The organism is Duganella sp. CF402, assembly GCF_900109645.1.
Taxonomy (GTDB): Bacteria; Pseudomonadota; Gammaproteobacteria; order Burkholderiales; family Burkholderiaceae_D; genus Rugamonas.
Genome location: NZ_FOBG01000006.1, coordinates 33,602 through 59,703 on the forward strand (window position 1 = coordinate 33,602; position 26,102 = coordinate 59,703).

Annotated in this window: 23 protein-coding genes; 1 reads left to right on the plus strand and 22 read right to left on the minus strand. The window is 63.5% G+C overall.

What is annotated here, in order from left to right; translation table 11 throughout:
- Positions 1-4: 4 nt before the first annotated feature.
- Genes BMZ70_RS27065 through BMZ70_RS27090 form a run of 6 tightly spaced genes read right to left on the minus strand, consistent with a single transcriptional unit; the run spans position 5 to position 7,618 of the window.
- Complete coding sequence (locus tag BMZ70_RS27065) at positions 5-1,006, minus strand: AAA family ATPase (protein ID WP_092281441.1); 1,002 nt, start codon at positions 1,004-1,006, stop codon at positions 5-7.
- A 5-nt stretch (positions 1,007-1,011) separates the two neighbouring features.
- Positions 1,012-1,635, minus strand: coding sequence for a DUF4159 domain-containing protein (locus tag BMZ70_RS27070; protein ID WP_092281443.1), 624 nt, complete (start codon positions 1,633-1,635; stop codon positions 1,012-1,014).
- Positions 1,636-1,643: 8 nt separating this feature from the next.
- A complete protein-coding gene (locus tag BMZ70_RS27075) occupies positions 1,644-2,981 on the minus strand; it encodes a TldD/PmbA family protein (RefSeq protein ID WP_092281445.1) in 1,338 nt (445 codons plus the stop codon).
- A gap of 3 nt (positions 2,982-2,984) precedes the next feature.
- Positions 2,985-4,622 (minus strand): TldD/PmbA family protein, encoded by a 1,638-nt coding sequence (locus BMZ70_RS27080; protein WP_092281447.1) that lies wholly within the window; start codon positions 4,620-4,622, stop codon positions 2,985-2,987.
- Between the two features lie 2 nt (positions 4,623-4,624).
- Positions 4,625-5,962 carry a TldD/PmbA family protein gene (locus BMZ70_RS27085; RefSeq protein ID WP_092281449.1) on the minus strand — a complete coding sequence of 446 codons (1,338 nt, stop codon included), beginning with the start codon at positions 5,960-5,962 and terminating at the stop codon, positions 4,625-4,627.
- Positions 5,963-5,980: 18 nt separating this feature from the next.
- The gene (locus BMZ70_RS27090) at positions 5,981-7,618 is read right to left on the minus strand and encodes a TldD/PmbA family protein (protein WP_092281451.1); all 1,638 of its coding nucleotides are present in this window, start codon (positions 7,616-7,618) and stop codon (positions 5,981-5,983) included.
- Positions 7,619-7,899: 281 nt separating this feature from the next.
- On the opposite strand from BMZ70_RS27090, the gene BMZ70_RS27095 reads away from it, so the two are divergent.
- Positions 7,900-8,712, plus strand: a complete 813-nt coding sequence (locus BMZ70_RS27095) for a class I SAM-dependent methyltransferase (RefSeq protein WP_092281453.1) — start codon at positions 7,900-7,902, stop codon at positions 8,710-8,712.
- A gap of 2 nt (positions 8,713-8,714) precedes the next feature.
- On the opposite strand, the gene BMZ70_RS27100 is transcribed toward BMZ70_RS27095, so the two are convergent.
- The 16 genes from BMZ70_RS27100 to BMZ70_RS27175 form a co-directional block, all read right to left on the minus strand.
- Entirely contained in the window at positions 8,715-10,181 is a 1,467-nt protein-coding gene (locus BMZ70_RS27100; RefSeq protein WP_092281455.1) for a methyl-accepting chemotaxis protein, read from the minus strand.
- Positions 10,182-10,238: 57 nt separating this feature from the next.
- Positions 10,239-10,982 carry a substrate-binding periplasmic protein gene (locus tag BMZ70_RS27105; RefSeq protein ID WP_092281457.1) on the minus strand — a complete coding sequence of 248 codons (744 nt, stop codon included), beginning with the start codon at positions 10,980-10,982 and terminating at the stop codon, positions 10,239-10,241.
- Positions 10,983-11,005: 23 nt separating this feature from the next.
- Positions 11,006-11,746 (minus strand): substrate-binding periplasmic protein, encoded by a 741-nt coding sequence (locus tag BMZ70_RS27110; RefSeq protein WP_165403580.1) that lies wholly within the window; start codon positions 11,744-11,746, stop codon positions 11,006-11,008.
- A 21-nt stretch (positions 11,747-11,767) separates the two neighbouring features.
- Positions 11,768-13,456, minus strand: a complete 1,689-nt coding sequence (locus tag BMZ70_RS27115) for a HAMP domain-containing methyl-accepting chemotaxis protein (RefSeq protein WP_092281461.1) — start codon at positions 13,454-13,456, stop codon at positions 11,768-11,770.
- A gap of 8 nt (positions 13,457-13,464) precedes the next feature.
- Positions 13,465-13,971 carry a chemotaxis protein CheW gene (locus BMZ70_RS27120; protein ID WP_092281463.1) on the minus strand — a complete coding sequence of 169 codons (507 nt, stop codon included), beginning with the start codon at positions 13,969-13,971 and terminating at the stop codon, positions 13,465-13,467.
- Between the two features lie 12 nt (positions 13,972-13,983).
- Positions 13,984-15,666: a HAMP domain-containing methyl-accepting chemotaxis protein gene (locus tag BMZ70_RS27125; protein WP_092281465.1), complete on the minus strand. Its 1,683-nt coding sequence runs from the start codon at positions 15,664-15,666 to the stop codon at positions 13,984-13,986.
- Between the two features lie 27 nt (positions 15,667-15,693).
- Entirely contained in the window at positions 15,694-16,977 is a 1,284-nt protein-coding gene (locus tag BMZ70_RS27130) for an EAL domain-containing response regulator (RefSeq protein WP_092281467.1), read from the minus strand.
- A gap of 2 nt (positions 16,978-16,979) precedes the next feature.
- Entirely contained in the window at positions 16,980-18,053 is a 1,074-nt protein-coding gene (locus BMZ70_RS27135) for a protein-glutamate methylesterase/protein-glutamine glutaminase (protein WP_092281468.1), read from the minus strand.
- Positions 18,050-18,565 carry a chemotaxis protein CheD gene (locus BMZ70_RS27140; protein WP_175500830.1) on the minus strand — a complete coding sequence of 172 codons (516 nt, stop codon included), beginning with the start codon at positions 18,563-18,565 and terminating at the stop codon, positions 18,050-18,052. Before BMZ70_RS27140 ends, BMZ70_RS27135 begins: the two co-directional genes overlap by 4 nt.
- The gene (locus tag BMZ70_RS27145) at positions 18,562-19,371 is read right to left on the minus strand and encodes a CheR family methyltransferase (RefSeq protein ID WP_092281470.1); all 810 of its coding nucleotides are present in this window, start codon (positions 19,369-19,371) and stop codon (positions 18,562-18,564) included. Before BMZ70_RS27145 ends, BMZ70_RS27140 begins: the two co-directional genes overlap by 4 nt.
- A 15-nt stretch (positions 19,372-19,386) precedes the next feature.
- On the minus strand, positions 19,387-19,959 hold the full coding sequence (locus tag BMZ70_RS27150; RefSeq protein WP_092281472.1) for a chemotaxis protein CheW: 573 nt from the start codon (positions 19,957-19,959) through the stop codon (positions 19,387-19,389).
- A 20-nt stretch (positions 19,960-19,979) separates the two neighbouring features.
- Positions 19,980-22,148, minus strand: coding sequence for a chemotaxis protein CheA (locus BMZ70_RS27155; protein ID WP_092281474.1), 2,169 nt, complete (start codon positions 22,146-22,148; stop codon positions 19,980-19,982).
- A gap of 14 nt (positions 22,149-22,162) precedes the next feature.
- Complete coding sequence (locus BMZ70_RS27160; protein WP_092281476.1) at positions 22,163-22,459, minus strand: STAS domain-containing protein; 297 nt, start codon at positions 22,457-22,459, stop codon at positions 22,163-22,165.
- A 15-nt stretch (positions 22,460-22,474) separates the two neighbouring features.
- Entirely contained in the window at positions 22,475-22,843 is a 369-nt protein-coding gene (locus BMZ70_RS27165; protein WP_092281478.1) for a response regulator, read from the minus strand.
- 13 nt (positions 22,844-22,856) lie between these two features.
- Entirely contained in the window at positions 22,857-23,990 is a 1,134-nt protein-coding gene (locus tag BMZ70_RS27170) for a methyl-accepting chemotaxis protein (RefSeq protein WP_229205616.1), read from the minus strand.
- 273 nt (positions 23,991-24,263) lie between these two features.
- On the minus strand, positions 24,264-25,862 hold the full coding sequence (locus BMZ70_RS27175) for a methyl-accepting chemotaxis protein (RefSeq protein ID WP_092281482.1): 1,599 nt from the start codon (positions 25,860-25,862) through the stop codon (positions 24,264-24,266).
- Positions 25,863-26,102 lie beyond the last annotated feature (240 nt).

Genomic DNA, 26,102 nt, shown 5'->3' on the forward strand with positions numbered 1-26,102 from the left:
CGGCTTAGTCAGGGCGGATATGCTCGCGCAGCGCTTGCAGAATGTCGGCGATGGCGATGCCGTCCGCTTCCGCTTCGAAGTTGCGCAGCACGCGGTGCGCCAGCACCGGCAGCAGCATCGCGGCGATATCCTCGCGCGTGACGGCGAGACGGCCGTGCATCAAGGCGCGCGCCTTGGACGCCAGCACCAAGGCCTGGCCGGCACGCGGCCCCGCGCCCCAGCCGATGTGCTGCTTCACTGCCGGCACCGTGGTCAGTGCGGGACGCGTGGCGCGCACCAGGCGCGTCGCATAAGCGACGAGGTGATCGCCAATCTCGATATCGCGCACCAGCTGCTGCAAGCGCAGCAAGGTGGCAACGTCCATCACCGGCTCCGCATCCTTCAGGCCTGCGTGCGTGGTGGCGGACACCATTGCAATCTCTTCTTCCTCAGTCGGATACACCACATCGATGCGCAACAGGAAGCGGTCCAGCTGCGCCTCCGGCAGCGGATAGGTGCCCGCCTGCTCGATCGGATTCTGCGTCGCCAGCACGAAGAAAGGCTTGGGCAGCTTGTGCGTCTGGCCGGCAAACGTCACCGAACGCTCCTGCATCGCCTCCAGCAGCGCCGACTGCGTCTTCGGCGGCGCGCGGTTGATCTCATCCGCCAGCAGCACCTGCGTGAATACCGGCCCTTGCTGGAAGCGGAACTCGCGCTTGCGCGTCGCATGGTCCTCTTCCAGAATCTCGGTGCCAACGATATCGGACGGCATCAGGTCCGGCGTGAACTGCACGCGATGGAAGTCCAGCTCCGTCGCCTGCGACAGCGACTTCACCAGCAGCGTCTTGCCCAGTCCCGGCACGCCCTCCACCAGCGCGTGGCCGCCGGCCAGCAGGCAGATGATCAGCGAATCGATCACATTCTCCTGACCGATAATCACGCGGCCCATGCTGGCCTTGAGCGCCTTCACCTTGGCGGTCAATTCGCCGATTTCCTTTTCGCTCCAGGCGATTGCACCATCAGCCATAATAACTACGCTCCCAACGCATATTGAATGATATTGACCGCAAAGCGGGTATTGTCGACCGCGAGAAAACGCTTGTTGCGGAAGTCGTAGTCCCACTCGCAGCCGTAGTCCTTGTTGCTATACAAAAGCCGCACGCGCCCGCCCACCTCCACCGCCTTCAGGTAGTCGTGCACCAAGTCGTCGCCCCAGCCGTTCAGCTCCACCGAGGTATTCGGCGGCCCGTCCTCGAACTTGAAGAAGCTCGAATAGATCGGATGATTGTTCGGGATCTTGTGCAGCGCCTTCGGCCCGAAGATACGGGCAATTTCAGCCTCGAACGATTTCGCAAACAGCCCGTCGATATCGTGGTTGCAGTCGTCCACGAACAAAAAGCCGCCGCCCTTGATGTAGCGCTCGAGGTTCTTGCGCTCGGCCGCTGTGAACTGCACCAGCTTGTGGCCGGCGAAATAGCAGAACGGCGCTTCCAGCATCTTCGGATCGGACAGCGCGACGATGCGCTCAACGGGATCAACCCGCAAGGTCGTGTACTCGACCAGCGAATTGAGCACGTTGCTGGGCATGCGGACATCCACATCCCAGTCGCCCGACTCGTAGGTCAGGCGGGTGAAATAGAAATCGTACGAAGCCACTGCGTCCCTTACACCGCGTCCGACAGCGACGTAAAGTTAAAGTCGCGCACCTTCATCGGCGGAATCATCATCTGGTAGCGCACTTCGTCGCCGCCGATCACCACCGGCTTGCCCAGTTCATCGATGTTGTTCAACATCGTCACCGGGCTTTCGTTGAAGCGGAAGTTTTTGACCGGATGCTTGATCTTGCCGTTCTCGATGTAGAAAGTACCGTCGCGCGTCAAACCGGTCAGCAGCAGCGACTGCGGATCAACCATGCGGATGTACCACGTGCGCGTGACGAGGATACCCTTCTTGGTTGACGCGATCAGTTCCTCGGTCGACTTGCCGCCGCCCGCCATGATCATATTGCCGTGCCGGCCGATCGCGCGCTGGCCCTGTTTCTCGGCCCAGTAGCGCGTGTAGTCCAGCGAAGCGATCTTGCCGCCTTTGATCACGTCCTGGCGTTCGCGCGCCAGCATGGCCTGGTTATCCCACGGCAGCACCGGCACGTCCGGATTCCACGGGTCGGCCCAGATATTGACCTGCTCATCGAACAGCTTTTCGCCGAGGCGATTGCCGCCACCTTTCTTGGCGAGGAAGCTGCGGCCTTCATCCGCTTGGCGCGCATCGAACGCGCCGAACATACGGCCGATGATTTCCGAGGTCGCCGCCGGCTCCAGGATCACCGTATAGCGGCCCGGTTCCAGCGCCTTGGCCTCCACCGACTTCACCGCCTTTTCGATGGCGATCTCGGAAGCTTCGCGCGCGTCGAACTTGCGGGCGTCGTTGGCGGAGCGCGTCACCCAGCCGGAGCCGCGTCCATCCTCAGTGCGCGTGGTTACCGTGAAACCGAGATTGCTCAGGGTCTGATAGCCGAACACGCCGTTCGAATTGGCCACCGTTTCAAAACCGGTGGTGTCGCTGAAGAAGCCAGCCGCGATCAGGCCCTGCTTCTTCGCCGCATTGATGCTGATGGCTGCCACTTCCGCGCGGTACTCGGGATCGATGGCGGCGGTCGCGTCGCTGAACGTCGCCGAGGCTTTATACGCCTGCTGCTTGATCGCCGGCTGGAACTCCGGGTTCTCCGGAGCGAGGCGCGCCACGTCTTCCGCACGGCGCACCACTTTTTCCAGCGACTTGTCGTCGAACTCATTGATCGACGCCGTGCCCTGCTTTTTACCGAAGGCCACGCTCACGGTCAGCTCAGTGTTTTCGAGCAGGCCGGCGGTCGACACCGCGTTGCGCGCGTAACGGATATTGCCCCGGCGGTTGCCGCTGATCTGCACACGGCATTCGTCGGCGCGCGACAGCGACATGACCTTGTCGCAGATACGCTTTGCTTCTTCCTGCGTCAGCATCTTCATGGTTTATCCAATCTTGCGGGCAGTGTTGATCACGTTGATGCCATTGAAGCGCGTAGTCGGCGAACCATGCGATACGGCGCTGACCTGGCTAGGCTGTCCTTTGCCGTCGAAGAAGGAACCACCCAGGCGCCAGTCGCGTTCATCGCACAGCGCCGAACAGGCATTCCAGAACTCCTGCGTGTTCGACTGATAGGCCACGTCTTCCAATTGGTTGACGATCTTGCCGTTCTTGATTTCGAAGTACAGCTGGCCGCCGAACTGGAAGTTGTAGCGCTGCTGGTCGATCGAGTACGAACCGCGACCGAGGATGTAGATACCCTTCTTGATATCCTTGACCATCTCGTCCGGCGTCAGCTTCTTCTTGCCCGCTTCCAGCGACACGTTAGGCATGCGCTGGAACTGCACGCTGCTCCAGCTGTCCGCATACGAGCAACCGTGCGATTCTTTTTCGCCGATCATCGCGGCCTGGTCGCGCGTGGCCTGGTAGTTCACCAGGATACCGTTGCGGATCAGGTCCCAGCGCTTGGCGGCCACGCCTTCGTCGTCGTAGGCCACGAGGCCCAGCGAGGCCGGCGTGGTCTTGTCAGCGACGATGTTGACCAGGTCCGAACCGTACTTGAAGCTCTTGGTCTTCCACTTGTCCAGCGTAGCGAAACTGGTGCCGGCGTAATTGGCCTCGTAGCCCAGCACACGATCCAGCTCGGTGGCGTGGCCGACCGATTCATGAATGGTCAGGAACAGGTGTTCCGGCGACAGCACCAGATCGTACTTGCCCGGTTCGACCGTCTTCGCGGTCAGCTTCTCTTTCGCCTGGCGGCCCGCAGCGCGTGCGTCTTCGATCAGATCGTAAGCGCCCTTGTACAGCGTGGTGACGCCGCCTGCGGCCTGCACGCGGTTCTGCGGTTTGCAGTCGAAGAATTCATAGCCCATGCTGGCCGGCGACGACAGGCCGTCGCGCGTGCGGAACTTGCCGCTGGCCTTGTCCACCGCCGTGGCGGTGAACGGCGACCACAGACGATGGATATCCTGATCGATGTACGAACCATCGGTGGAGGCGAAATACTTCTGCTGGTTCACCTGGAACAGCATGGAGCGCATGAAGTTCGCGCCCGCTTCCATGCCGGCCTTGTTGGCGGCGAGGAGCATCTCCGCCTTCTCGGCGATCGGCACGGTGCGCCAATCCTTCTTGAACGGCGTGGCCCACGCCACCTCGCCCACGCCTTTGACCGGCGCCAGCACCACCGGCTCGGATTGCAGCGTGGCGTTGGCCTTGGCGATGGCAACCGCTTGGCGCGCGGCGTCGGCCACCGCGTCCAGCGTCATGACGTTGGTGGCGCAGAAACCGTAAGCGCCGTTGGCGATCACGCGCACACCGATGCCGGAGGACTCGGTGTTGACGATGTTCTCTACGTTCAGATCGCGCGTGACGATGAACTGATTCAGATACCGGCCGATGCGCACGTCGCAATACGTGGCACCGGCCTTGGTCGCCGCATTCATGGCGGCGTCGGCCAGCGACTTTTTAAATTGCACAGCCATCGGGTTGAGTAGCTCTTCCGCCGCGATGGCATTGCCGAAGACCGGCACCAGCAAGGCGCTGCCAGCGGCAGCGCCAATTTTCAGGAATGAACGGCGTTCCATGATTACACCGCGTCCGACAGGGAGGTGAAGTTGAAGTCGCGGACCTTCATGGCAGGGACCAGCAACTGGAACTGCGACTCATCGCCCGACAGGATTTCCGGCCGGCCGATTTCGTCGATGTTGTTCAGCATCGTCACCGGGCTTTCGTTGAAGCGGAAGTTCTTAACCGGGTGCTTGATCTTGCCGTTCTCGATGTAGAACGTGCCATCGCGGGTCAGGCCGGTCAGCAGCACCGACTGTGGATCCACCATGCGGATATACCAGGTACGGGTGACCAGGATGCCCTTCTTGGTGTTGGCGATCAGCTCTTCGGTCGACTTGTTGGTGCCGGCCATGATGATATTGCCCGGCGTGCCGGTGGCGCGCTGGCCCATCTTCTTGCCCCAGTATGGCGAGTAGCCGAGCGAGGCGATCTTGCCGTTCTTGATGATGTCCTGGCGTTCGCGCGCCAGCATGGTGCGGGTGTCGAACGGCAGCACGGCGACGTCCTTGTCCCACGGGTCGGTCCAGACGTTGACCTGTTCATCGAACAGCTTCTCGCCCATGCGGTTGCCGCCGCCCTTCTTAGCCAGGAAGCTGCGGCCTTCATCGGCCGAACGCGCGTCGAAGGCGTTGAACATGTAAGCCAGCACGTCGGAGGTGGCGGCCGGCTCCAGGATCACGGTGTAGCGGCCCGGCTCCAGCGCTTTCGCATCGACCGAACGCAGTGCTTTTTCGATGGCGATATCCGATGCGGCGCGCGCGTCGAACTTGGAAGCATCGCCCACGCTGCGCTTGACCCAGCCCGAACCACGGCCATCTTCGGTGCGCACGGTCAGCGTGAAGTCCAGGCCCGTGTCCTGCTGGTAGCCGAACACGCCGTTGGAGTTGGCGATCGAAGTGAACGAGGTGCCGTCGGTGAAGAAGCCTGCTGCCACCAGCTTGTTCTTCTTGCTGTTCTCGATGCTGTAGGCCGCCACTTGCGCACGGAATTCAGGATCGATATCGGCGGTCTTCTGGAAGAAGGTCTCGGTGGCCTTGTATTCTTGCTTGGTCGGCGTCGGCATGAACTCCGGATTTTCCGGCGCCAGGCGCGCCAGCTCTTCGGCGCGGCGCACGGCTTTTTCCAGCGACTTGTCGTCGAATTCATTGATGGAAGCGGTGCCCTGCTTCTTACCGAAAGCAACGGAGACGACCAGCTGGGTATCTTCAATCAAACCTGCGGTCGATACGGCGTTGCGCGCGTAGCGGATATTGCCCTTGCGCGAACCGTTGATCGACACTTCGCATTGATCGGCTTTGGTCAGCTTCAGCACTTTGTCGCTGATACGCTTGGTCTCTTCTTGACTCAGGAATTTCATCTTATCTCTCTCCGGGACTTAGCCGATTTTGCGGGCGGTGTTGATAACGTTGATGCCGTTGAAGCGCGTGGTCGATGCGCCGTGCGACACGATGGACACTTGCGGCGGCTGGCCTTTGCCGTCGAAGAAGGAACCGCCCATGCGCCAATCGCGCTCGTCGCAGACCGCCACGCAGGCGTTCCAGAATTCCTGGGTATTCGACTGGTAAGCCACGTCTTCCAGTTGCTGGCCGATCTTGCCGTTCTTGATTTCGTAGAACAGTTGGCCGCCGAACTGGAAGTTGTAGCGCTGCTGGTCGATCGAGAACGAACCGTCGCCAACGATGTAGATGCCTTTCTTGACGTCCTTGATCATCTCGTCCGGCGTCAGCTTCTTCTTGCCGGCCTTGAGCGAGACGTTAGGCATGCGCTGGAACTGCACGTTGGCCCAGTTGTCCGCATACGAGCAGCCGTGCGATTCTTTTTCGCCGATGATGTGGGCCTGGTCGCGGGTGGCCTGGTAGTTGACCAGGATGCCGTCCTTGATGATGTCCCAGTTCTTGCACTTGACGCCTTCGTCGTCGTAGCCGACCGCGCCCAGCGAGCCCGGGGTGGTTTTGTCGGCGACGATGTTGACGTGCTCCGAACCGTACTTGAAGGTCTTCGACTGCCACTTGTCCAGCGTGGCGAAGCTGGTGCCGGCGTAATTGGCCTCGTAGCCCAGCACGCGATCGAGCTCGGTCGGGTGGCCCACCGATTCGTGGATGGTCAGCCACAGGTGTTCCGGCGTCAGCACCAGATCGTACTTGCCCGGTTCGACCGACTTGGCGCTCAGCTTGGCCTTGGCCTGCTTGCCGGCCAGGCGCGCGTCTTCGATCAGGTCATACGATTTGGTGTACAGCGTGGTGACGCCGCCCGCCGCCTGCAGCTTGTGCTCAGGGCGCGCGTCCAGATATTCATAGCCCATGCCGACCGGCGCCGACAGGCCCTGGCGGGTGCGGAATTTGTTTTCCTTCTTGTCGACGGCGGTGGCGAAGAACGGCATCCACAGGCGATGGATGTCCTGGTCGATGTAGGAACCGTCGGTGGAAGCGAAGTACTTCTGCTGGTTGACCTGGAACAGCAAGGATTGCATGAAGCTCGCGCCGCCATCCATGCCGGCCTTGTTGGCGGCGATCAGCAGGTCGGCCTTCTCCTTGATGGCGACGGTGCGCCAGTCCTTGACGATAGGCGTGGCCCACGACACTTCGCCCACGCCTTTGACTGGCGCCAGGATCACGGGTTCGGTTTGCAGCTTGGCGTTGGCCTTGGCGATGGCGACCGCCTGGCGCGCGGCAGCGGCCACGCCGTCCGGCGTCATGTCGTTGGTGGCGGCAAAGCCGTAGGCGCCGCCGGCGATCACGCGCACGCCGACGCCGGCCGACTCGGTGTTGACCACGTTCTCGACGTTGAGGTCGCGCGTGGTGAGGAACTGATTCAGGTAGCGGCCGATGCGCACGTCGCAGTACGATGCACCGGCTTGGGTCGCAGCGCCCATCGCCGTATCGGCCAGGGCCTTCTTGAATTTCACATCCACTGGCTTGAGCAGTTCTTCCGCCGCGATGGCGCGGCCGAACGAGGGCAGCAGCATCGTGCCCAAAGCCAGACTACTGATATTGAGGAATGCACGTCGTTCCATGTTCTCTCCAACGTTGTTGTGGGCCAGCCGCCCATAAGCTTCTTTTTATACTGTTACTTTACGTTACATCAGAATATCTGTTGCCACTCCGAGTGGATTGCAAAATGTATGCCAACTATCAATGTTGCGCAAGTGGCTCGTTGCAGTGTCCGAACTGTCCGTTTCAGTGTCCGCCGGGTGTCCGCCCGGCGTCCGCGCACTATGGAGTTTCATTTTGCTTGACCTGCTGACAAGCTTGACCGATGATCGTCGCGCCCATCCAACAAAACAGGAGACTGTGCATGAAACGATACGTACTGGCCGCACTGGCCACCACGATGCTGTTCGGCGCGACCGGCGCCGCAATGGCCGACGACGCGCTCAAGGCGGCGATCGCCGCGCCATCGCGCACGCCGGATAATGTGAAGCGCGACGTCTATCGCCATCCGTATGAAACGCTGAACTTCTTCGGCATCAAGCCGAATATGACGGTGATCGAACTGGCGCCGGGCGGCGGCTGGTACACCGAAATTCTCGCGCCTTACCTGCGCGCGAATGGCAAGCTGATTACCGGCGGCAGCGACCTGGCCTCGCCGAACGAGAATGAGCGCAAGAGCGCGGAGCGCTGGATGGCGCGCCTGAACGCCAAGCCGGAGGTGTACAACAAGGTGGCGGTGGGCGTGTTCTCGCCGGGCCGCAAGTACGAGATGGCGCCGCCGAACAGTGTCGACATGGTGGTCACTTTCCGCAATATCCATAACTGGATTCCGCTGGGTCCGGAGAAGATGAAGGAGCTGTTCGGCAGCCTGTACACGGTGCTGAAACCGGGCGGCGTGCTGGGCGTGGAGGAGCATCGCTTGCCGGCTTCTAAGACGCAGGATGAGAAAGCCAGCACTGGCTATATGCACGAGCAGTATGTGATCAAGCTGGCGGAATCGGCCGGCTTCAAGTTCGCCGGCAAGTCGGAGGTGAACGCCAATCCGAAGGATACGGCTGATCACAAGAACGGCGTGTGGGCGCTGCCGCCGACCTACACCAACGGCGATGAAGACCGCGCCAAGTACCAGGCCATCGGCGAGAGCGACCGCATGACGCTCAAGTTCGTCAAGCCGTAATGTCAGAAGCGCGTGAACTTGGTTTCGTCGGGCGCGCGCTCTGGTGCTAAGGCGATGTTGCGGGCCGGGCGTGCGGCCACCGGTTTCAGTACCGCCGGCCGCCGCACTGTGGTGGTGTCTTCCACCACGTACTGCTTGAATACCGCCATCAGGCGCCGCAGCTGGTCCGCTTGCCCGTTCATCTCTTCCGCAGTCGCGGCCAGTTCTTCGGAGCTGGCCGCATTCATTTGCGTGGTCTCGCTCAGCTGAATCACCGCGCCGTTGATCTGCCGCACGCCGGAACTCTGCTCCTCCGACGCCGCCGAAATCTCCTGCACCAAATCCGAGGTCTTGCGGATATTCGGCGCCAACTGATCGAACATCTGGCCCGCCTGCTCCGCCAGTTTCACGCTGTCCGCCGCCACTTCGCCGATTTCCTGCGCCGCCACCTGGCTGCGCTCGGCCAGCTTGCGCACCTCGGCCGCCACCACCGCAAACCCCTTGCCATGCTCGCCCGCGCGCGCCGCTTCTATCGCCGCATTCAAGGCCAGCAAATTGGTCTGATATGCGATGTCGTCGATGATGCCGATCTTGCCGGCGATTTGCTTCATGGCCGATGCCGTTGCCTTCACCACCTCGCCGCCACGCTCCGCCTCCGATGCCGCCTGCGTGGCGATACCGTCGGTGACCTTGGCGTTCTCGGTGTTCTGCGCAATCGACGCTGTCATCTGCTCGATCGATGCGCTGGTTTCCTCCACGCCCGCCGCCTGCTCGCTGGCCGCCTGCGACAAGGACTGCGCGGTGGCGCTCACCTCCTGCGATGCCCCGGCCAGGCTGCTCACCACCAGCTGCACTTCGCGCACAATGGACGACAAACTGCGCGCCAGCCACACCGCCAGCACGCAACCGAGGATGGCGATCGCCACATCCACCGCCAGAATAATCTGCTTGGCCGAATCGGTCACCTGCCGCATGGACTCGGACTCCTTCTGCGTCTCGGCGTCGTTTACCTTGAGCAGCTTGCGGAAGGCGGCGGCGATGGCTTCGTCGGCGCCCTTGATGTTCTTGTCCATCTCCAGCGCCGTCATGCCCTTCTCGTGCATGGCTTCCAGCTGCGCCATGCTGTGCTCATAACTCTTGACGCCGGCCGACACCTCGCCCAGCAGCAACTGCTCTTCCGCCGTCAGGTCGCCGGCGGCGCGATAGGCCGCCATCTCTTTTTCAATCTGCGCCAGTTCGGTGCGGAACTGCGCATTGCTGTCCGGCCCACGGAGGATATAATTTTTGAAGTGACGCACGGCGCGGCCATGCGCGGTCACGCCTTCCAGCACGGCGTTCTTGCGCGCCAGCGTGACGGTTTCGAAGCTGTTCCAGTGATCGTGCAGTGAAGTCAGCTTGCTGAAGGCGATGACGCCCAGCAGTACCACCAGCAGCACGATGCCGCCGAACCCCGCATGCAGCCGGGTCTCCATCTTCATTTGACTGAGCATGGCGTATCCTCCTCCATGCCATTGTGAACCTATATTCCGCCGCAATTCTCACCAATACTAACGGTGCAGCCATTGTTTCTGAAGGCGCGCAAAAGTGCCGTCCCGCTTCATCGCGTCCAGCGCCTGCCGCCAGCGCGCCACTTGCGCTTCGGGGGCGTCGGGCGGAAAGGTCAGGTAGCTCTGGGTGCTCATCAGGGGCAGCAGCGGCACCACGGTATCGGCCGCTACCCCGGCCTGTTTCAGCAGGGTGTCCAGTTGCTCCTGGTCGGTCACCATCGCCTGCCGGCGCCCGGCCAGCAGCATGGTCAGCATCACGCGCGCGGTGCCGACCGGCTCCAGGTTGGTGAAGCCGGCGGCGGCCAGATATTCGTAGGAGTAGAACTCGCGCGGCAGCAGGATGCCGTCCAGTTTGCGCGCATCGTCCAGCGCTTGCAGATGCAGGCCGGCGCTGCGCAGCGCGTACAGGTGGGTGTGCGTTTCCAGCAACGGCCCTACCCACTTGAAGAGCGTCTCGCGCGACGGCGTGCGCTTGGGGCAGGCCAGCACCACGTTCTCGCCAGCCAGCGCGGTGCGGTAGGCGCGTACCCACGGCACCACCTGCAGCGGTGCACGGTCGCCGATGCGGCGCTGGATGTCCTTGACCACTTCGGCGCAAAAGCCGCTAATCACGCCGTCGCGCTGGAAGAACAGCGGCGCGGCATCGGCGCCAAGAATGCGCAGCGGCCCCTGGGCCGCCGTCGCAGGCAGCGGCGCCGCCGATATTGCCAGCAGCAGCGCCACGGCCCAGGTTCTACAGCGCATTGCTCATCCTTCTCACCAAGGGGTTAGCGGCGCGGCAGCAGCGCGGTTCCGTCCGGGAACCACTGGCGCTGCAGGCGCGCCAGCGCGCCGTCGCGCTTCATCCTGTCCAGCGCTTGCTGCCATTGTGCCACCTGGCTGTCCGGCGCGTCGAGCGCGAATGTGAAGTAGCTTTGGATACTCATCAGTTTCAGCACCGGCTCCACCTGGTCTGCGTCGGCCCCGGCCTGTTCCAGCAGCGCCGGCAACTGCTCGCGGTCCAGTACCATCACCGGACGGCGGCCCGCCAGCAGCATGGCCAGCATGGTTTGCGATGAGTTCACCGGTTCGAGATTGGTAAAGCCGGCGTCGCGCAGGTATTGGTAGGAGTAGAAATCGCGCGGCACCAGAATGCCCTCCAGCGCGCGTGCCTCGTTCAGCGACGACAGGTGGATGCGCGAACGGCGCAACGCGTAGAACATGCTTTCCGATTCCAGCACCGGCCCGACCCACTTGAAGCGCGGCTCGCGCTCCGGCGTGCGCTTGGGGCACAGCAGGACCACGTTGGCGCCGTCCATGCCCATGCGGTAGGCGCGCGCCCACGGCATCAGTTCAATGTGCGTGGTATCGCCGACGCGGCGCTGCAGTTCGCGGATCAGTTCCACGCAATACCCAGTAATGGCACCGTCGCGCGTGAAACTCAGCGGCGGTATGCCCGAGGCGATGATGCGCAGCGGCTCGCGCGCCGGCGCCAGCGCCGCTGCCAGCAGCAAGACCAGAAGCAGCACGGCGCGGCACACGGCGCATCCTCAGAACTTGACGAAGTTGGTTTCGTCCGGATCGCTCATTTCCGGCATGCGCCGGCTGGCGAAGTTATTGCTCAGGCGAGCCGGCTTGCCGGGCTTGCGCCGCGCCGGCCCCTGCGTCTGCGTCGCCGGTTTGTGCAGGGAACCGGACAGGCGGAAGAAGGACATGGTCTGCTGCAGTTGCTCCGCCTGGCCGCTCATCTCTTCCGCCGTCGCCGCCAGTTCTTCCGAACTCGATGCATTCTGCTGGGTGGTCTGGCTCAGCTGCGTGACCGCCGCGTTGATCTGCCCCACGCCCGACGATTGCTCTTCCGACGACGCGGTAATCTCCTGCACCAGGTTGGAGGTGCGGCGGATGTTGGGCACCATCGCGTCCAGCAGGCGGCCGGCCTTCTCGGCCAGCTCCACGCTGCTGCTGGCGACCTGCTCGATTTCCTGCGCCGCCACCTGGCTGCGTTCGGCCAGCTTGCGCACCTCGGCCGCCACCACCGCGAAGCCCTTGCCATGCTCGCCGGCGCGCGCCGCCTCGATCGCCGCGTTCAGCGCCAGCAGGTTGGTCTGGTACGCGATATCGTCGATGATGCTGATTTTCTTGGCGATCTGCTGCATCGCCGCCACGGTCGACTTGACCGCCTCGCCGCCTTCCTGCGCTTCCAGCGCCGCCTTGCTGGCGATGCCGTCGGTGACCTTGGCGTTCTCTGTGTTCTGCGCGATGGAAGCCGTCATCTGTTCGACCGAGGCGCTGGTCTGCTCGGTGCCCGCAGCCTGCTCGCTGGCGGCCTGCGACAGCGACTGCGCGGTGGCGCTCACCTCTTCCGAGGCCGAGGCCAGCGCCTCGGCGCCGTTGTTCACCTCATCCACCACCTGCGACAGTTTGTCGATCATGCCTTTCATGGCCGCCAGCAGGCTGCTACTGTCGCCTGCCTTGAGTGCCACCTCGACCCGCAGGTCGCCATCCGCCACCTGGCGCACGATGTCGGCCGCGTAGGCCGGGTCGCCGCCCAGCTGCTTCATGATGTCGCGCAGGATCAGCAGGCCCAAAGCCACCAGCACCAGCAGCGCCGCACTGGATGCGGTGTACATCCGCGAGGTGGCGGCGGCCGAGGCGGCGTCGGCTTCCTTGACGGCGTCGTCGCCGTACTTGGCGTTCATGTCGACCAGCTTTTCCAGATTGGTTTCCACCTCGTGGAAGTTGTTGCGGTTCTCGACCAGGTTGTTATGCAGCGCGACGAACAGCTCCTTGCGCTTGCCGGCTTCGGCGTTCTGGATCTGCGTCAGGATGTTGCCGAATTCGTTGTTCTTGGCCTTCCACGCATCCCAGCCCTTGACGAAGACCTTCCACACCGCCGCCTCCTCCGGCGTTTGCGGCAGCGGTTCGTAGATCTTCCAGGCCTTGTCGATCTGCTCGAACAACTCGTTGCGGCGCTTGATCTGCTGGGTGATTTCCGCTGTGTTCTCGGGGAACATGGCGGTCGCGTCGGCAGCCCGGTTGGCGGAGCGGATGCCGGTCTTGGCCTCGTTCATACTCATCAGCGACTGCACCGACGGCATGCGGTTGCGGCCTATTTCAGCCAGCATCTCGCCTTGCTTCTTCAGGCCCATAAAGGCAATCAGGACCACCACCAGCAATGCCAGCACGGCGACGCCCAGCAGCGTCAGGATCTTGGTGCGGACGGTAACGTTTGCGAACATGATGTCTCCTAAGGGATTTGCGCGACGAACTCCTGCAGATGTAACGTCGATACCACGTGCTGCACATTGAGCAGCAAGATGAAGCGCCCATTGACCTTGCCGATGCCGTTCAGCAGATCGGCTTTCACCGCGCCGAAGCGTGGCGCCGGCTCGATGTCGCCGCCGGGGATGTCGAGCACCGCGTTGACCGCGTCGACCAGGATGCCGATCACGAACGGCCCCTCTTCGACTTCCACCTCGACCACGATGATGCAGGTGCGCTTGCTGATGGCGGACGTCTCGCGTTCGAGCCGCCGCGCCAGGTCCAGCACCGGCACCGCCGTGCCGCGCAGGTTGATCACGCCGCAGATCGACGGCGGCATCTGCGGCACCGGCGTCACGCCCGCGTACTCGAGGATCTCGCGCACCGACAGGATCCCCATCGCAAACATATCCTGCCCCAGCATGAAGCTCAGGTACTGGGACGACACCGGCAACGGCGCCGGCGGCGTGTCAACTACGGTCAAGGTGCTCATCACCAGCCTCGCTTAGAATTTGACGAAGTGCGACTCATCCGGTTCGTTCATCTCGCTCATGCGGCGGCTGCTCAGCGCACTCACCGGCGTGCGGCCGCGCGGCGGCTTGCGGGCCGGGATCACCGGTGCCCGCGTGAGCGACGAGGAACCGGCCAGCTTGAAGAAGGACATGGTCTGCTGCAGCTGTTCCGCCTGGCTGCTCATCTCTTCCGCCGTCGCCGCCAGTTCTTCCGAGCTCGAGGCGTTCTGCTGGGTGGTCTGGCTCAGCTGCGTGACCGCCGCGTTGATCTGGCCGACGCCGGCCGACTGCTCTTCCGACGCCGCCGTGATTTCCTGCACCAGGTTGGAGGTGCGGCGGATGTTCGGCACCATCTCACCGAGCAGCTGGCCGGCCTTCTCCGCCAGTTCGACACTGCTGGACGCCACTTGTTCAATTTCCTGCGCCGCCACCTGGCTGCGTTCGGCCAGCTTGCGCACCTCGGCCGCCACCACCGCGAAGCCCTTGCCATGCTCGCCGGCGCGCGCCGCTTCGATCGCCGCGTTCAGCGCCAGCAGATTGGTCTGGTAAGCGATGTCGTCGATGATGCTGATCTTCTTGGCGATCTGCTGCATCGCCGCCACGGTCGACTTGACCGCCTCGCCGCCTTCCTGCGCTTCCACCGCCGCCTTGCTGGCGATGCCGTCGGTGACCTTGGCGTTCTCGGTGTTTTGCGCAATCGAGGCCGTCATCTGCTCAACCGAGGCGCTGGTCTCTTCAGTGCCGGCGGCCTGCTCGCTGGCCGCCTGCGACAGCGACTGCGCGGTAGCGCTCACCTCTTCCGAGGCCGAGGCCAGCGCTTCGGCGCCGTTGTTCACTTCCTGCACCACGTGCGACAACTTCTCGATCATACCCTTCATTGCCGCCAGCAGGCTGCTGGTATCGCCAGGCTTGACGTCGACATCAACGCGCAGGTCGCCGTCGGCCACCTGGCGCACGATCTCGGCCGCATACGATGGATCGCCGCCCAGCTGTTTCATGATGCCGGCCAGGATCACCAGGCCAATCGCCACCAGCAGCGCCAGCGCCACGCCGGACGCCAGGTACATGGTGTTCATGGCCTTGGCCGACGACTCATCCGCGTGACGGACCGCGTCGTTGCCGTAGCCGACGTTCAGCTCCACCAGCTTGTTCAGGCTTTCCTCGGCCTCGCGGAAGGCGGCGCTGTTGTCCTTCAGCGTGGCGTGCAGCGTCAGGAACAGTTCCTTGCGCTTGGCCGGTTCGGCGCGCGTGATCTGGTTGCCAAGCTCGCTGATCTGCATGTCGCGCTGCTTCCACGCATCCCACTGCTTGACGAAGACATTCCACACTTTCTCCTCTTCCGGCTCTTGCGGCAGCGGATCGTAGATCTTCCAGGCCTTGTCGGCGCGGGCCCAGGCTTCCTGCTTGCGCTTGATCTCGTGGGCGATGCCGCTGACGTCCTCCGGGGTGCTCGACATGGCGTCGATGGCGCGGCTGGCCGAACGCACCGCCGTCTGCGCCTCGCTGATGGTGAGCAGCGTCTGCACCGACGGCAGCCGGTTGGCGCCGATTTCAGCCAGCATCAGCCCCTGCGTCTTCATGCCGGCAAAGGCGATCAGCACCACCGTCACCAGCGCGGCGACCGCTACCCCCAGCAAAATCAAAATCTTGGTCCGTACCTGCAATGTCGACAGCATTAAAATCCCCTCTAGCTTTAGTTATGTTTATTCCTCGCCTGCCAGCGCACGCAATCTGCGCCTGTCCTGCCGGATCCACCCCACCAGCTCTTCAGCGGGCATGGGCTTGGCCAGCAAGTACCCCTGTGCCATGTCGCAACCGAGGTCGCGCAACAGCTTCCAGTCTTCCACCGTTTCCACCCCTTCGGCCACCGTGGCCACGCCCAGGCTCTGGCCCAGGTCGAGCGCACTTTTCAGCACCATGTGGCGATTCGGCCATTGCGCCGCGCCGTTGACGAAGGCGCGGTCGATCTTCAATTCCGTGAACGGGCAGCGCGCGAACTGCTGCATGGACGAATAGCCGATGCCGAAATCGTCCATCGCCAGCCCGTAGCCGGCCAGCCGCAGCCGGCCCATATTGGTCAAGGCCTGCGACAGCTGGCGCATCACGCTGGTCTCGGTCACCTCCCACACCAGCACCGAGGGCGACACGCCGGACTTCGATACCCGCGCCATCAGGCGGTCGATGAAGCTGCGGTCGGCCAGGTTGTCGGCCGACAGGTTGATCGACACCGTCAGCGGCGGCAAGCCGTGCGCCTGCCAGTCGATGATGCGGTCGAGCACCTGCTGCACCAGGTCCAGCGTGAAGTCGGCCATGATGGGATGACCTTCCAGCGTATCGATGAAGTGTGCCGGCGACAGCAGGCCGCGCTGCGGATGCTTCCAGCGCGCCAGCGCTTCCAGGCCTTTCAGGTGGCCGTTCTGCATGGCGATCTTGGGCTGGAACCACGGCACGAATTCGCGCCGCGTCAGCGCCTGCGCCAGTTGTTCCAGCGAGGCTTGCGGTGGCAGCGACTGCGACACCGGCGGCGCGCAACCGGCGCCGCGGCCGCTGGCCTTGCACAGCAGCTGCGTCAGCGAATCGAGCTGCACCGGCTTGAGCAAGGTGCCCAGCAGGCCGATGGAGGCATCCTCGCACGCCATGCTCTCGATGATTTCCAGCAGGCGTGGATCACGCGCGCTGACCACGATCAGGTTTTCCGTCAGGCGCCGCTCGCGCAGCTGGCATGTCAGTTCGATGCCGTCCATGCCTGGCATCTCGAGATCGGTCAGCACCAGGTACAGCGGCTGCTCCTGCTGTTCCAGCACGCGCAAGGCTTCGTTGCCGTCGCCCGCTTCCAGCACTTCGCCGAAGTTCAGCTGGCGCAGCAGGCCGACCAGGTAGCCGCGCTGCACCACGCTGTCTTCCACCACCAGCACGCGGCGGCCGGTCCACGCGGGGGCGGCTTCTGCCTCTTCTGCTGCAACGGCGGCGGGCGTGGTATTCATCATGTTCAGTATTGCAGCTGCTGCAGGATTTCGCGATAGATCGCGTTCAGCGGCACCGATTTCTCGACCGCGCCTTTTTTCACCGCTTCCTTCGGCATGCCGTACACCACGCAGCTGGCTTCATCCTGCGCCACGGTGCGGGCGCCGGCCTTCAGCATTTCCAGCAGGCCGGCGGCGCCATCATCGCCCATGCCGGTCATGATCACGCCCAGCGCGTTGGCGCCGGCCGCGCGCGCGGCGGAACGGAACAGCACATCGACCGACGGCCGGTGGCGATTGACCAGCGGCCCATCCACCACCTCGACAAAATACTGCGCGCCGGTGCGGCGCAGCAGCATGTGCTTGCCGCCGGGCGCGATCAGCACCTGGCCTTGCAGCACGCGATCGTTATTGGCCGCCTCCTTGACCCTCACCTCGCACACGCTGTCGAGCCGCGCGGCGAAAGCGGCGGTGAATTTTTCCGGCATGTGCTGCACTACCACGATGCCGGGCGACACGCGCGGCAGGGAGGTCAGCACTTCCTCCAGTGCCTGGGTGCCGCCGGTGGAGGTGCCAATCGCCACCACGCGCTCGGTGGTGGCGGTCATCGGCCGCACAGTTTCCGGCGGCAGGACGGCGTCGGCGTTGAGCTTGGCGGTGACCGGCGGCGGCGCCGGCCGGTTGGCCAGCTTGCCGACGCGGGCGCCAGCGGCAGCGCGCACCGCCGACACCAGCTCGTCCGAGCTATCGTGCAGGAACTGCTTGAGATCCAGGCGCGGCTTGGTGATGATGGCCACCGCGCCGGCCGTCAGCGCCTCCACCGAGGTTTGTGCGCCCTTCTCGGTCAGGGTCGAGCAGATCACCACTGGCGTCGGCCGTTCGGCCATCAGCTTGCGCAGGAAGGTGATGCCATCCATCTTCGGCATTTCCACGTCCAGCACCAGCACGTCCGGCCACTGGTTCTTCATGCGCTCCATCGCCAGCAAGGGATTGGCCACCGCGTGGGTGACGGTGATGCCGGGCGCCGCGTTCAGCAGGCCGCTCAGCACCTGCCGCACCACGGCGGAATCGTCGACGATCATGACCTTGATGGGATTCATGCGCTCTTGGCTCCTGCGTTGCTCCATCCGGGTTCTGGCGGAACCTGCCGGCTCAACACCTCACCGCTGCGGATGGTGAAAATCAAATGACGGTGGCCTTCGCCGAACAGGCTTTCGGACACCACGTGTATGCCGTGCTGCTGCAACATGCTACGCGCATAGTCGCCGTTCTGGGTGCCGATGTCGCGCACCTTGGCGCTGCGCGGGAACATGGCGCCGCCGCCGAAAATCTTGCCCTGGCACTGGGCCAGCGGCACGCCCCGCTGCGCCATGCCGTCCACCAGCAGCTGCATGGCGTCGGCGCCGTACATGCCCGGCTTGTCGGACGGACGGTCGGCCCTGCGCCGGCCGTGGCCCGGCAGCAGGAAGTGCGACATGGCGCCTATGCGCATGGCCGGATGCCACAGCGTGATCGACACACACGATCCCAGCAGCGTGCGCACGCGGTATTGCGCATCGCCGACGAAGTACTCGCCGGGCATCAGGAAAATGTCGATCAGTTTGTCGCTCATGGCTTGCGGTAAATCGAAGGGGCGACCGCGATCACCGTGTCGTTGATGTCATTCAGCGTCTCCGAATGGCCGATCAGGAAATGGCCGCCGGAACGCAGTTGCGCCAGCAGCCGCGCCACCACCTGGCGCTTGGTCTCCAGGCTGAAGTAAATCATCACATTGCGCAGGAAGATCACGTCGAACTGGCCGATCTTGGGCAGCGGCGCATTCAGGTTCAGGTGCTGGAACTGCACCCGCTGGCGCAGGCTGCGCTCGATCAGCATGGTGCCGGCCTCGCTGCCCTGGCCCTTGAGGCAGAAGCGCTTGAGGTAAGCCTGCGGCATCTGGCTGGCGCGCTCCATCGGGTAGTGGCCACGGCGCGCGCTGGCCAGCACGCGGGTGCTGATGTCGGTGCCCAGCACTTCCCACGCCGCGTCCTCGCCCATCACGTCGGCCAGCACCATCGCGATGCTGTACGGTTCCTCGCCGCTGGAACTGGCGGCGCTCCATACCCGCAGGCCGCGGTTCTTGTCGCGCGCGTCCTGCGCCAGGTCGCGCAGCAGCGCGAAGTGCTTGGGTTCGCGGAAAAAGTAAGTCTCGTTGGTGGTCAGCAGGTCGACCGCCATTTGCAGCTCGGCCGGCTCGCTACGGCTTTCCAGCAGCTTGAGGTAATCGCCGTAGCTACTGAGCTGGTAATGCGCCAGCCGCTTGGCCAGCCGGCCGCTGACCAGCGCCTGCTTGCCGTTGGCCATAGTGATGCCCGCCGCATCGTAGATGAAGCGCTGGAACTGCGTGAACTCGCGCTCGGTGATCATGGTGACAGGCATTGGACCTCACCTCGCTCAGGCAGTGGCCACGGCGGCGCTGCCGCGCGCCATCTCGACGATTTCCTCGCTCGACAGCACGCGCTCGATATCGAGCAGGATCACGAAGCGGCCGCGATTTTTGTCCACGAGCTTGCCCATGCCGGCGATGAAGTCGGGCCGGATGCGGGTGCCGAACGACGGCGCCGGTTCGATGTCGGCGGCGGCGATTTCCACCACCGCGTTGACCGCGTCCACCAACATGCCCAGCACCTGCTTGCCGTCGCCGTCCCCGCCCTCGGTTTCGACGATGACGATGCAGCTGCGCTTGCCGATGGTGCTTTGCGCGCGGCCGAAGCGGGCCGACAAATCCATCACCGGCACCACCGCGCCGCGCAGGTTGATCACGCCGCGCACGCAGTCCGGCATCATCGGCACCGTGGCCAGGCTGCCGTATTCGATGATTTCCTTGATGTGCAGGATGCCGACCGCATACTGCTCCTCGCCCAGCATGAAGGTCAGGAACTGGCTTGGCAGCGCGGCGCCGCTTTGCAAGGCGACGATGGCGCTGCTCCCGTAAGTCACTACATTGGCGTCGATTGCGGCACTCATAATTGTCCTCGTATATTCGGCTATGCGGCCAGGGCCACGGCACCCTTGCCGCCGACGGTGTTCATCAGCGCGGCCACGTCCAGGATCAGCGCCACTTCACCGCTGCCCAGGATGGTGGAACCGCTGATGCATTTGACTTCGCTGAACATCGGGCTCAATGGCTTGATCACGGTCTGGAATTCTCCCAGCAAGGTGTCCACCACCAGGCCGGCGCGGTGGGTGCCGAACTTCAGCACCACGATGCTCTCGCGCCGCGTGGCGACGCCGTCAATGCGGAACAGCTCGCGCAAGCGCACCAGCGGCAGCACCTGGCCGCGCAGGTTGGTGTAGTCCTGCCCCGGCTCGGTGGCGTACTCGATGCATTCCTCGATCATGTCGAGCGGCACCACAAACACCGAGGAGCCGACCTGCACCAGGAAGCCGTCGATGATGGCCAGCGTCAGCGGCAAGCGCACGGTCACCGTGGTGCCCTGTCCTTCGCGGCTGCCGACGTCGACGCTGCCGCGCAGCGCCTGGATGTTGCGCTTGACCACGTCCATGCCGACGCCGCGCCCGGACAGGTTGGTGATCTTCTCGGCGGTGGAAAAACCGGCTTCGAAAATCAGGTTGTAGATTTCGCTGTCGGTCAGCTTGCGCTCCGGGTCCACCAGCCCGCGCTCGATCGCCTTGGCCAGGATTTTTTCCTTGCGCAGGCCGCCGCCGTCGTCGCTGACCTCGATCACAATGCTGCCCGATTCGTGGAAGGCGTTGAGCTTGATCATGCCCTTGGCCGACTTGCCGGCGGCGATGCGCACCTCGGCCGGCTCGATGCCGTGGTCCATCGCGTTGCGCACCAGGTGCATCAGCGGGTCGCCGATTTTCTCCACCACGGTCTTGTCGAGTTCCGAATCCTCGCCGTCGACGATCAGGCCGATGTCCTTGCCCAGCTCGCGCGCCACATCGTGCACCACGCGCTGGAAGCGGTTGAAGGTGGCGCCGATCTTGACCATGCGCAGCTCGAGCGCGGCGTCGCGCACGTCTTCCACCAGCCCGGTCAGGGTGGAGGTACATTCGAGCAGTTCGGTGTTCTGGATGTGCTGGCCGATCATGCTGGCGCGCGCGCCGGCGATAATCAGTTCGCCCACCAGGTCGATCAATTTATCGAGCTTGTCGGAGTCGACGCGAATCGAACGGCTCTCCTGCGCCTTTTGCTCGCTGACCTGCTTCTGCTTGGCCAGCGCCGCTTCCACCACCACCGGCGGCACATTGCCGGCGCCGACCAGGATGCTGCCCAGCTGCTGCGCCGGCGCGTCTTCGTCCTGGTGCGATTGCTGGTGCAGCGCGCCGTCCAGCTCCTGCTGGGTCACGCTGCCGCAACGAATCAAAATTTCCCCGAGCCGCGCGGCCTGCTCCGGCAAGGCGCGGATCAGGTTCACATATTCGGACACCTTGCTGTGCGGCGGGATGATGCGGATCTCGCAGTCTTCCTGCACGAACTCGAACACGCCGGCGATGGCGTCGCGGTCGGCCGTGCTGTCGAAGGCGATTTCAAAACCGAGGTAGCACAACTCCGCATCCATGTCCTCGGCCGGCGGCAGCGCGTCCGGGATGGTGGCGATGCCGACGATGCGGCCCAGCTTGGACAAGTAGCGCAGGAAGGCGATCGGGTCCATGCCGTTTTGCAGCACGATGCGGCCGAAGCGCAGCGAAATGTGCCAGTAGTCGCTGCTCAGTTGCTCCAGACGTTCCTTGTCGATGCGCTCCACGTCCGGCTCGGCATGCAGCACCGGCATCGATGGGATGGCCGCCGCGCCTTCGCCATCCATGTGGCGTTGCAGCTGCTGCTTCAGCATCTCGCCTTCCGGTGCGGTATCGGGATCTTGTTCGTGCTGGCCGGCCACCAGGCCGTTCACCATGCCGGTCAGGTAGTCGCAGCACGACAGCAGCAGCACCACCATTTCATCGTTGAGCTTGACGCTGCCGTCGCGCACCTTGTCGAGCAGGCTTTCCACCACATGGGTGAAGCCGACCATGTGGTCGAGGCTGAACAAACCGGCCGACCCCTTGATGGTGTGGGCGGCGCGGAAGATGGCGTTGATGGCCTCGTCCTGGTCGCCCGCGAGGTCGACGTTGAGCAGCGCGTTCTCCATTTCTTCCAGCAGTTCGCGGCTCTCGGCGATGAATGTCTGTAGCGCTTCGTCCAGATTCATGGGCACTCCCTCATTCAGGCGTGGATCAGCACGGCGTCGCCGAAGAAGGCGACCAGGTCGAGCATCTCGAAAATTTCCACCACCGCCGGGCTGTGCTGCAACAGGCGCAGCTCGCGCTGGTCGGCGGTGGCGGTCTGCTTGGCCAGCATCAGCACCTGCAGGCCGGCCGTATCCAGCTCGGTGACGCCGGACAGGTCGATCTCCAGCACGCGCGTCTTGCGCAGCGCATCGAGCACGGTGACTTTCAAATCGGCGGCGCGGTAAATGGTCAGCTCGCCGTCCAGCGTAATCCGGGTGACATCCTCAGCCATCGCCGCCTCCGTGAATTATGGCAGGACCAGTTTGGCAACGGCGCCCAGCAGCACTTCCGGCTTGAAGGGCTTGACCACCCACGCCTTGGCGCCGGCCGCCTTGCCCTCTTCCTTCTTGCCTTCGGCCGACTCGGTGGTCAGCATGATGACCGGGGTGAACTTGTACAGCGGCAGCTGCTTGAATTCCTTGACGAAGGTGATGCCGTCCATATTCGGCATGTTGACGTCGCACACCACCAGATGGATTTTCTGGCCGGTGCACTTGGACAGCGCGTCCATGCCGTCACGGCCTTCGATCACATCGTAGCCCGCGCCCTTGAGCGCAATGCCGACCACCTGACGCAAGGAGGCCGAATCGTCGACCACCATAATGGTTTTTGCCATGTTCTACCTACCTTCAGAAAAAAGTGATTTCATCGGCTTCCGCCGCGGCCGGGGCCGCAAGGCGGGCGCCGCTGTGGACGGCGTGTTCTTCCGCCATCGCATACGTCTTTTGCAGTTCGTGCATCAGCCGGTCCGGATCGAGCGGCTCCAGCACGCCGCTGTCGTTATAGCGCTCGCGGTTCTCGGCCAGCAGCGGCAGCAGGCGCTCCATGTTTTCGCGCACGTGCGCCATCACCTGGCTGACGCGGTCCTGGAATTGCAGTTGCACCAGCGCCTCACCCACTTCGCCCTGGATGCCGACGCTGTTCTGCTTGAGCTGTTCCGACTGCTCGACCAGCGCATCGGTGATCTGGCGGAATTCGCTGAGCACCGCCTCGATCATGCCTTCGGCCGACTGCATCGATTTGTCTTCCGCTTCGCTCGACTGGTCGGCGGCCTGGCTGGCGGCCAGGATGGCGCTGCTGATCAGGCCGACGCGGTTGGTGATTTCCTTGCCGGTTTCGGCCGAGCGCATCGACAGCTGGCGCACTTCCTGCGCCACCACCGCGAAGCCGCGTCCGGCGGGGCCGGCGCGCGCCGCCTCGATCGCCGCGTTCAGCGCCAGCAGGTTGGTCTGGGCAGCGATGCTGGCCACGCCTTCGGCCATGCCGCGCAGTTCGCGCGTGAAGCGTTCCAGGTCCTTGATCTGCGCCAGCATGGCCTGCTTGGAAGTCATGGCCGATTTCATCGAGGTGACCACCGAACCGAGCCGTGTTTCGCTGTGGCTGAAGACGTCGGTGATGGAGGCGCCGCCGGCGCAGTCGGCGCTGGAAACGTGCACCGCGTTGTCGAGCTTGTCGACGATGCTGGAGAAGCGCCCGGCCAGGTCGGACACCGCTTCCTCCATCTGCGTGCGCGAGTTTTCAATGTGGCGGCACCACACCGGCAGCACGGCGTCGCCGAAGCGTTCGCGCGCCGCCAGGTAGTTATCGATCATGGCATTGTCGCCGGTAGCGCTAACCGTGCCGAAGCCCGCATCGCGCGTCAGCCACGCGGCGGCGCCCAGCAACAGCGTGGCCCAGATCAGCGTGTACCATCCGTAAGCGCTCCAACCGGCCACCACGGTTCCCAACGCGCCCGCAGCGGCGAAGCCGAAGGGCACTAGCATTTTGCTATTTGCAATGCTTTGTTTATTCACTGGATGCCACTCCGTTTTAGTCTCCAAAATCCCGCCGCACCAGAGCGTGACGGGGAAATTCATTGTAGCTGTAGTTTCATGGGCCAGCGGCCACAAATGGCCCTCGCGCAAGTTAATAAATCTGAACACGTCTTGCGGAGAGCCCCACCGTTACAGGGCTGCTTTTGTTTTCAATTAAATGCATCTTTTCAGAAGGTTGTTGCGCAACTGCATCATGCACACCTTCTTCATCCACTTGATTGACTAAGCGAGAAGAGCGCGCGAGCTTGCGCGCAACTGCGGCGCGGTCTCGTCTAGTTTAAAAATGCTTACCGCTTCGGCAAGCTTGCCAGCTTGCTCTTGCATCGAGCCGGCGGCGGCGGCGGCCTGCTCCACCAGCGCCGCGTTCTGCTGCGTCACGTGATCCATCTGCGAGATGGCGAGGTTGATTTGTTCGATACCGTGGGTCTGCTCGACGCTGGCGTTGCTGATCTCGCCGACGATGGCGGTGACGCGGCGGATGCTGGCCACCACCTCGTCCATCGTGCTGCCGGCCTGGCCCACCAGCCGCGTGCCGGCTTCCACCTTGCCGACCGAATCGTCGATCAGCTGCTTGATCTCCTTGGCGGCGCTGGCCGAGCGCTGCGCCAGACTGCGCACCTCGGACGCCACCACCGCGAAGCCGCGTCCCTGCTCGCCGGCGCGCGCCGCTTCCACCGCCGCGTTCAGCGCGAGGATATTGGTTTGAAAGGCGATGCCGTCGATCACGCCGATGATGTCGACGATCTTCTTCGACGAGGCGTCGATCGAGGCCATCGTCTGCACCACGTCCGACACCACGGCGCCGCCGCGCTGCGCCACCTCGGCCGCGCTGGCCGCCAGCTGGTTGGCCTGGCGCGCGTTCTCGGCGTTCTGCTTGACGGTGCTGGTCAGCTCTTCCATCGACGACGCGGTTTCCTCCAGCGAGCTGGCTTGCTGTTCGGTGCGCGACGACAGGTCGAGATTGCCCGAGGCGATTTGCGACGACGCGGTGGCGATGGTGTCGGTACCGCTGCGCACATCGCTGACGATGCGCACCAGGCTGGACGACATGCGGTTCAGGGCATGCAGCAGCTTGCCCGGCTCGTCCTGGCTGAAGTCGGCGGGGCCGCGATGGCTGTGGTCGACCAGATCGCCCTCGGCCACGCACTCGGCCAGCGCCACCGCTTCATTGATGGGACGGGTGATGCCGGTGGTCAGCCACCACGCGAAGCTGACGCCAAAGCCGATTACCAGCACCGCCAGCAAGGCCAGCTGGTTGCGGCTGCTCTCGGCCACCTGCTCGATCTTCTCGGCGGCGGCGTCGATCTGCTTGCGCTGGTGGTCGAGGATGCGCTGCAGCATGCCCTCGTACACTTTCGACGACGGCAAGTACACTTGTTCCAGCAGGCGCGTGGCTTCGGCGGCGTCGCCGGCGGCCTTGGCTTTCATCAGGCCGTCGCGCGAGGTGACGTAGATCTTGCGGGTTTCCACCAGCTCTTCCATGAGCTTTTTGTCGCCCTCGTTGGACAGCTCTTCGATTTTCTTGATCAGGCTTTGCGAGTAGGCGGTGGCGGTCTTGGCTTCTTCGGCGAAGAAGGTGGCCAGCGAGGGATCGGCGCTCTTGGCCACGGCCGTGGTGCGGCGGATGCCGGAGTACACCATGCGATACCAGTCGGAGATCAGGCGCTCCTTGGTCAGCGGCTGCGCCATCATCGCGCGCGTGGATTCGGCCACGCCCTGCAATCGATAAATCCCGAGGCCGGTGTTCAGGACAAGAATGGCGAGGATGATGGTGAAGCCAAACGACATCCGCCTACCAATGCTGAGATCAGAAATCTTCATGCCGGTCTCCTGTATCGAATTGTGCTTCAATATTAGCGCGATCCAGCGGCGGCGGGGAGCTCTTCAACTTCTTGAAGTTTGAAATATATTTTAATTTTCATTCTAATCTGCAACAAATATTGCACCTTTCGGTGTGAAAACGTTTACACTTTCGAATTACACTTGTACGGCCGTTTACATAGCAGGATTTAAAATACAACATTGCTGATTCGGCCATCCGCACTCCTACCGCACTCCTAA

Excerpts from the sequence above, each read along its gene's own strand:
- BMZ70_RS27150 (WP_092281472.1), bottom strand. The coding sequence starts at position 19,959 with ATGAGTGCCGCAATCGACGCCAATGTAGTGACTTACGGGAGCAGCGCC.
- BMZ70_RS27140 (WP_175500830.1), bottom strand. The coding sequence starts at position 18,565 with ATGAGCGACAAACTGATCGACATTTTCCTGATGCCCGGCGAGTACTTC.
- BMZ70_RS27155 (WP_092281474.1), bottom strand. The coding sequence starts at position 22,148 with ATGAATCTGGACGAAGCGCTACAGACATTCATCGCCGAGAGCCGCGAA.
- BMZ70_RS27120 (WP_092281463.1), bottom strand. The coding sequence starts at position 13,971 with ATGAGCACCTTGACCGTAGTTGACACGCCGCCGGCGCCGTTGCCGGTG.
- BMZ70_RS27115 (WP_092281461.1), bottom strand. The coding sequence starts at position 13,456 with ATGTTCGCAAACGTTACCGTCCGCACCAAGATCCTGACGCTGCTGGGC.
- BMZ70_RS27170 (WP_229205616.1), bottom strand. The coding sequence starts at position 23,990 with ATGCTAGTGCCCTTCGGCTTCGCCGCTGCGGGCGCGTTGGGAACCGTG.
- BMZ70_RS27090 (WP_092281451.1), bottom strand. The coding sequence starts at position 7,618 with ATGGAACGACGTGCATTCCTCAATATCAGTAGTCTGGCTTTGGGCACG.
- BMZ70_RS27100 (WP_092281455.1), bottom strand. The coding sequence starts at position 10,181 with ATGCTCAGTCAAATGAAGATGGAGACCCGGCTGCATGCGGGGTTCGGC.
- BMZ70_RS27145 (WP_092281470.1), bottom strand. The coding sequence starts at position 19,371 with ATGCCTGTCACCATGATCACCGAGCGCGAGTTCACGCAGTTCCAGCGC.
- BMZ70_RS27125 (WP_092281465.1), bottom strand. The coding sequence starts at position 15,666 with ATGCTGTCGACATTGCAGGTACGGACCAAGATTTTGATTTTGCTGGGG.
- BMZ70_RS27130 (WP_092281467.1), bottom strand. The coding sequence starts at position 16,977 with ATGATGAATACCACGCCCGCCGCCGTTGCAGCAGAAGAGGCAGAAGCC.
- BMZ70_RS27160 (WP_092281476.1), bottom strand. The coding sequence starts at position 22,459 with ATGGCTGAGGATGTCACCCGGATTACGCTGGACGGCGAGCTGACCATT.
- BMZ70_RS27085 (WP_092281449.1), bottom strand. The coding sequence starts at position 5,962 with ATGAAATTCCTGAGTCAAGAAGAGACCAAGCGTATCAGCGACAAAGTG.
- BMZ70_RS27080 (WP_092281447.1), bottom strand. The coding sequence starts at position 4,622 with ATGGAACGCCGTTCATTCCTGAAAATTGGCGCTGCCGCTGGCAGCGCC.
- BMZ70_RS27065 (WP_092281441.1), bottom strand. The coding sequence starts at position 1,006 with ATGGCTGATGGTGCAATCGCCTGGAGCGAAAAGGAAATCGGCGAATTG.
- BMZ70_RS27135 (WP_092281468.1), bottom strand. The coding sequence starts at position 18,053 with ATGAATCCCATCAAGGTCATGATCGTCGACGATTCCGCCGTGGTGCGG.
- BMZ70_RS27095 (WP_092281453.1), top strand. The coding sequence starts at position 7,900 with ATGAAACGATACGTACTGGCCGCACTGGCCACCACGATGCTGTTCGGC.
- BMZ70_RS27165 (WP_092281478.1), bottom strand. The coding sequence starts at position 22,843 with ATGGCAAAAACCATTATGGTGGTCGACGATTCGGCCTCCTTGCGTCAG.
- BMZ70_RS27075 (WP_092281445.1), bottom strand. The coding sequence starts at position 2,981 with ATGAAGATGCTGACGCAGGAAGAAGCAAAGCGTATCTGCGACAAGGTC.
- BMZ70_RS27105 (WP_092281457.1), bottom strand. The coding sequence starts at position 10,982 with ATGCGCTGTAGAACCTGGGCCGTGGCGCTGCTGCTGGCAATATCGGCG.
- BMZ70_RS27175 (WP_092281482.1), bottom strand. The coding sequence starts at position 25,862 with ATGAAGATTTCTGATCTCAGCATTGGTAGGCGGATGTCGTTTGGCTTC.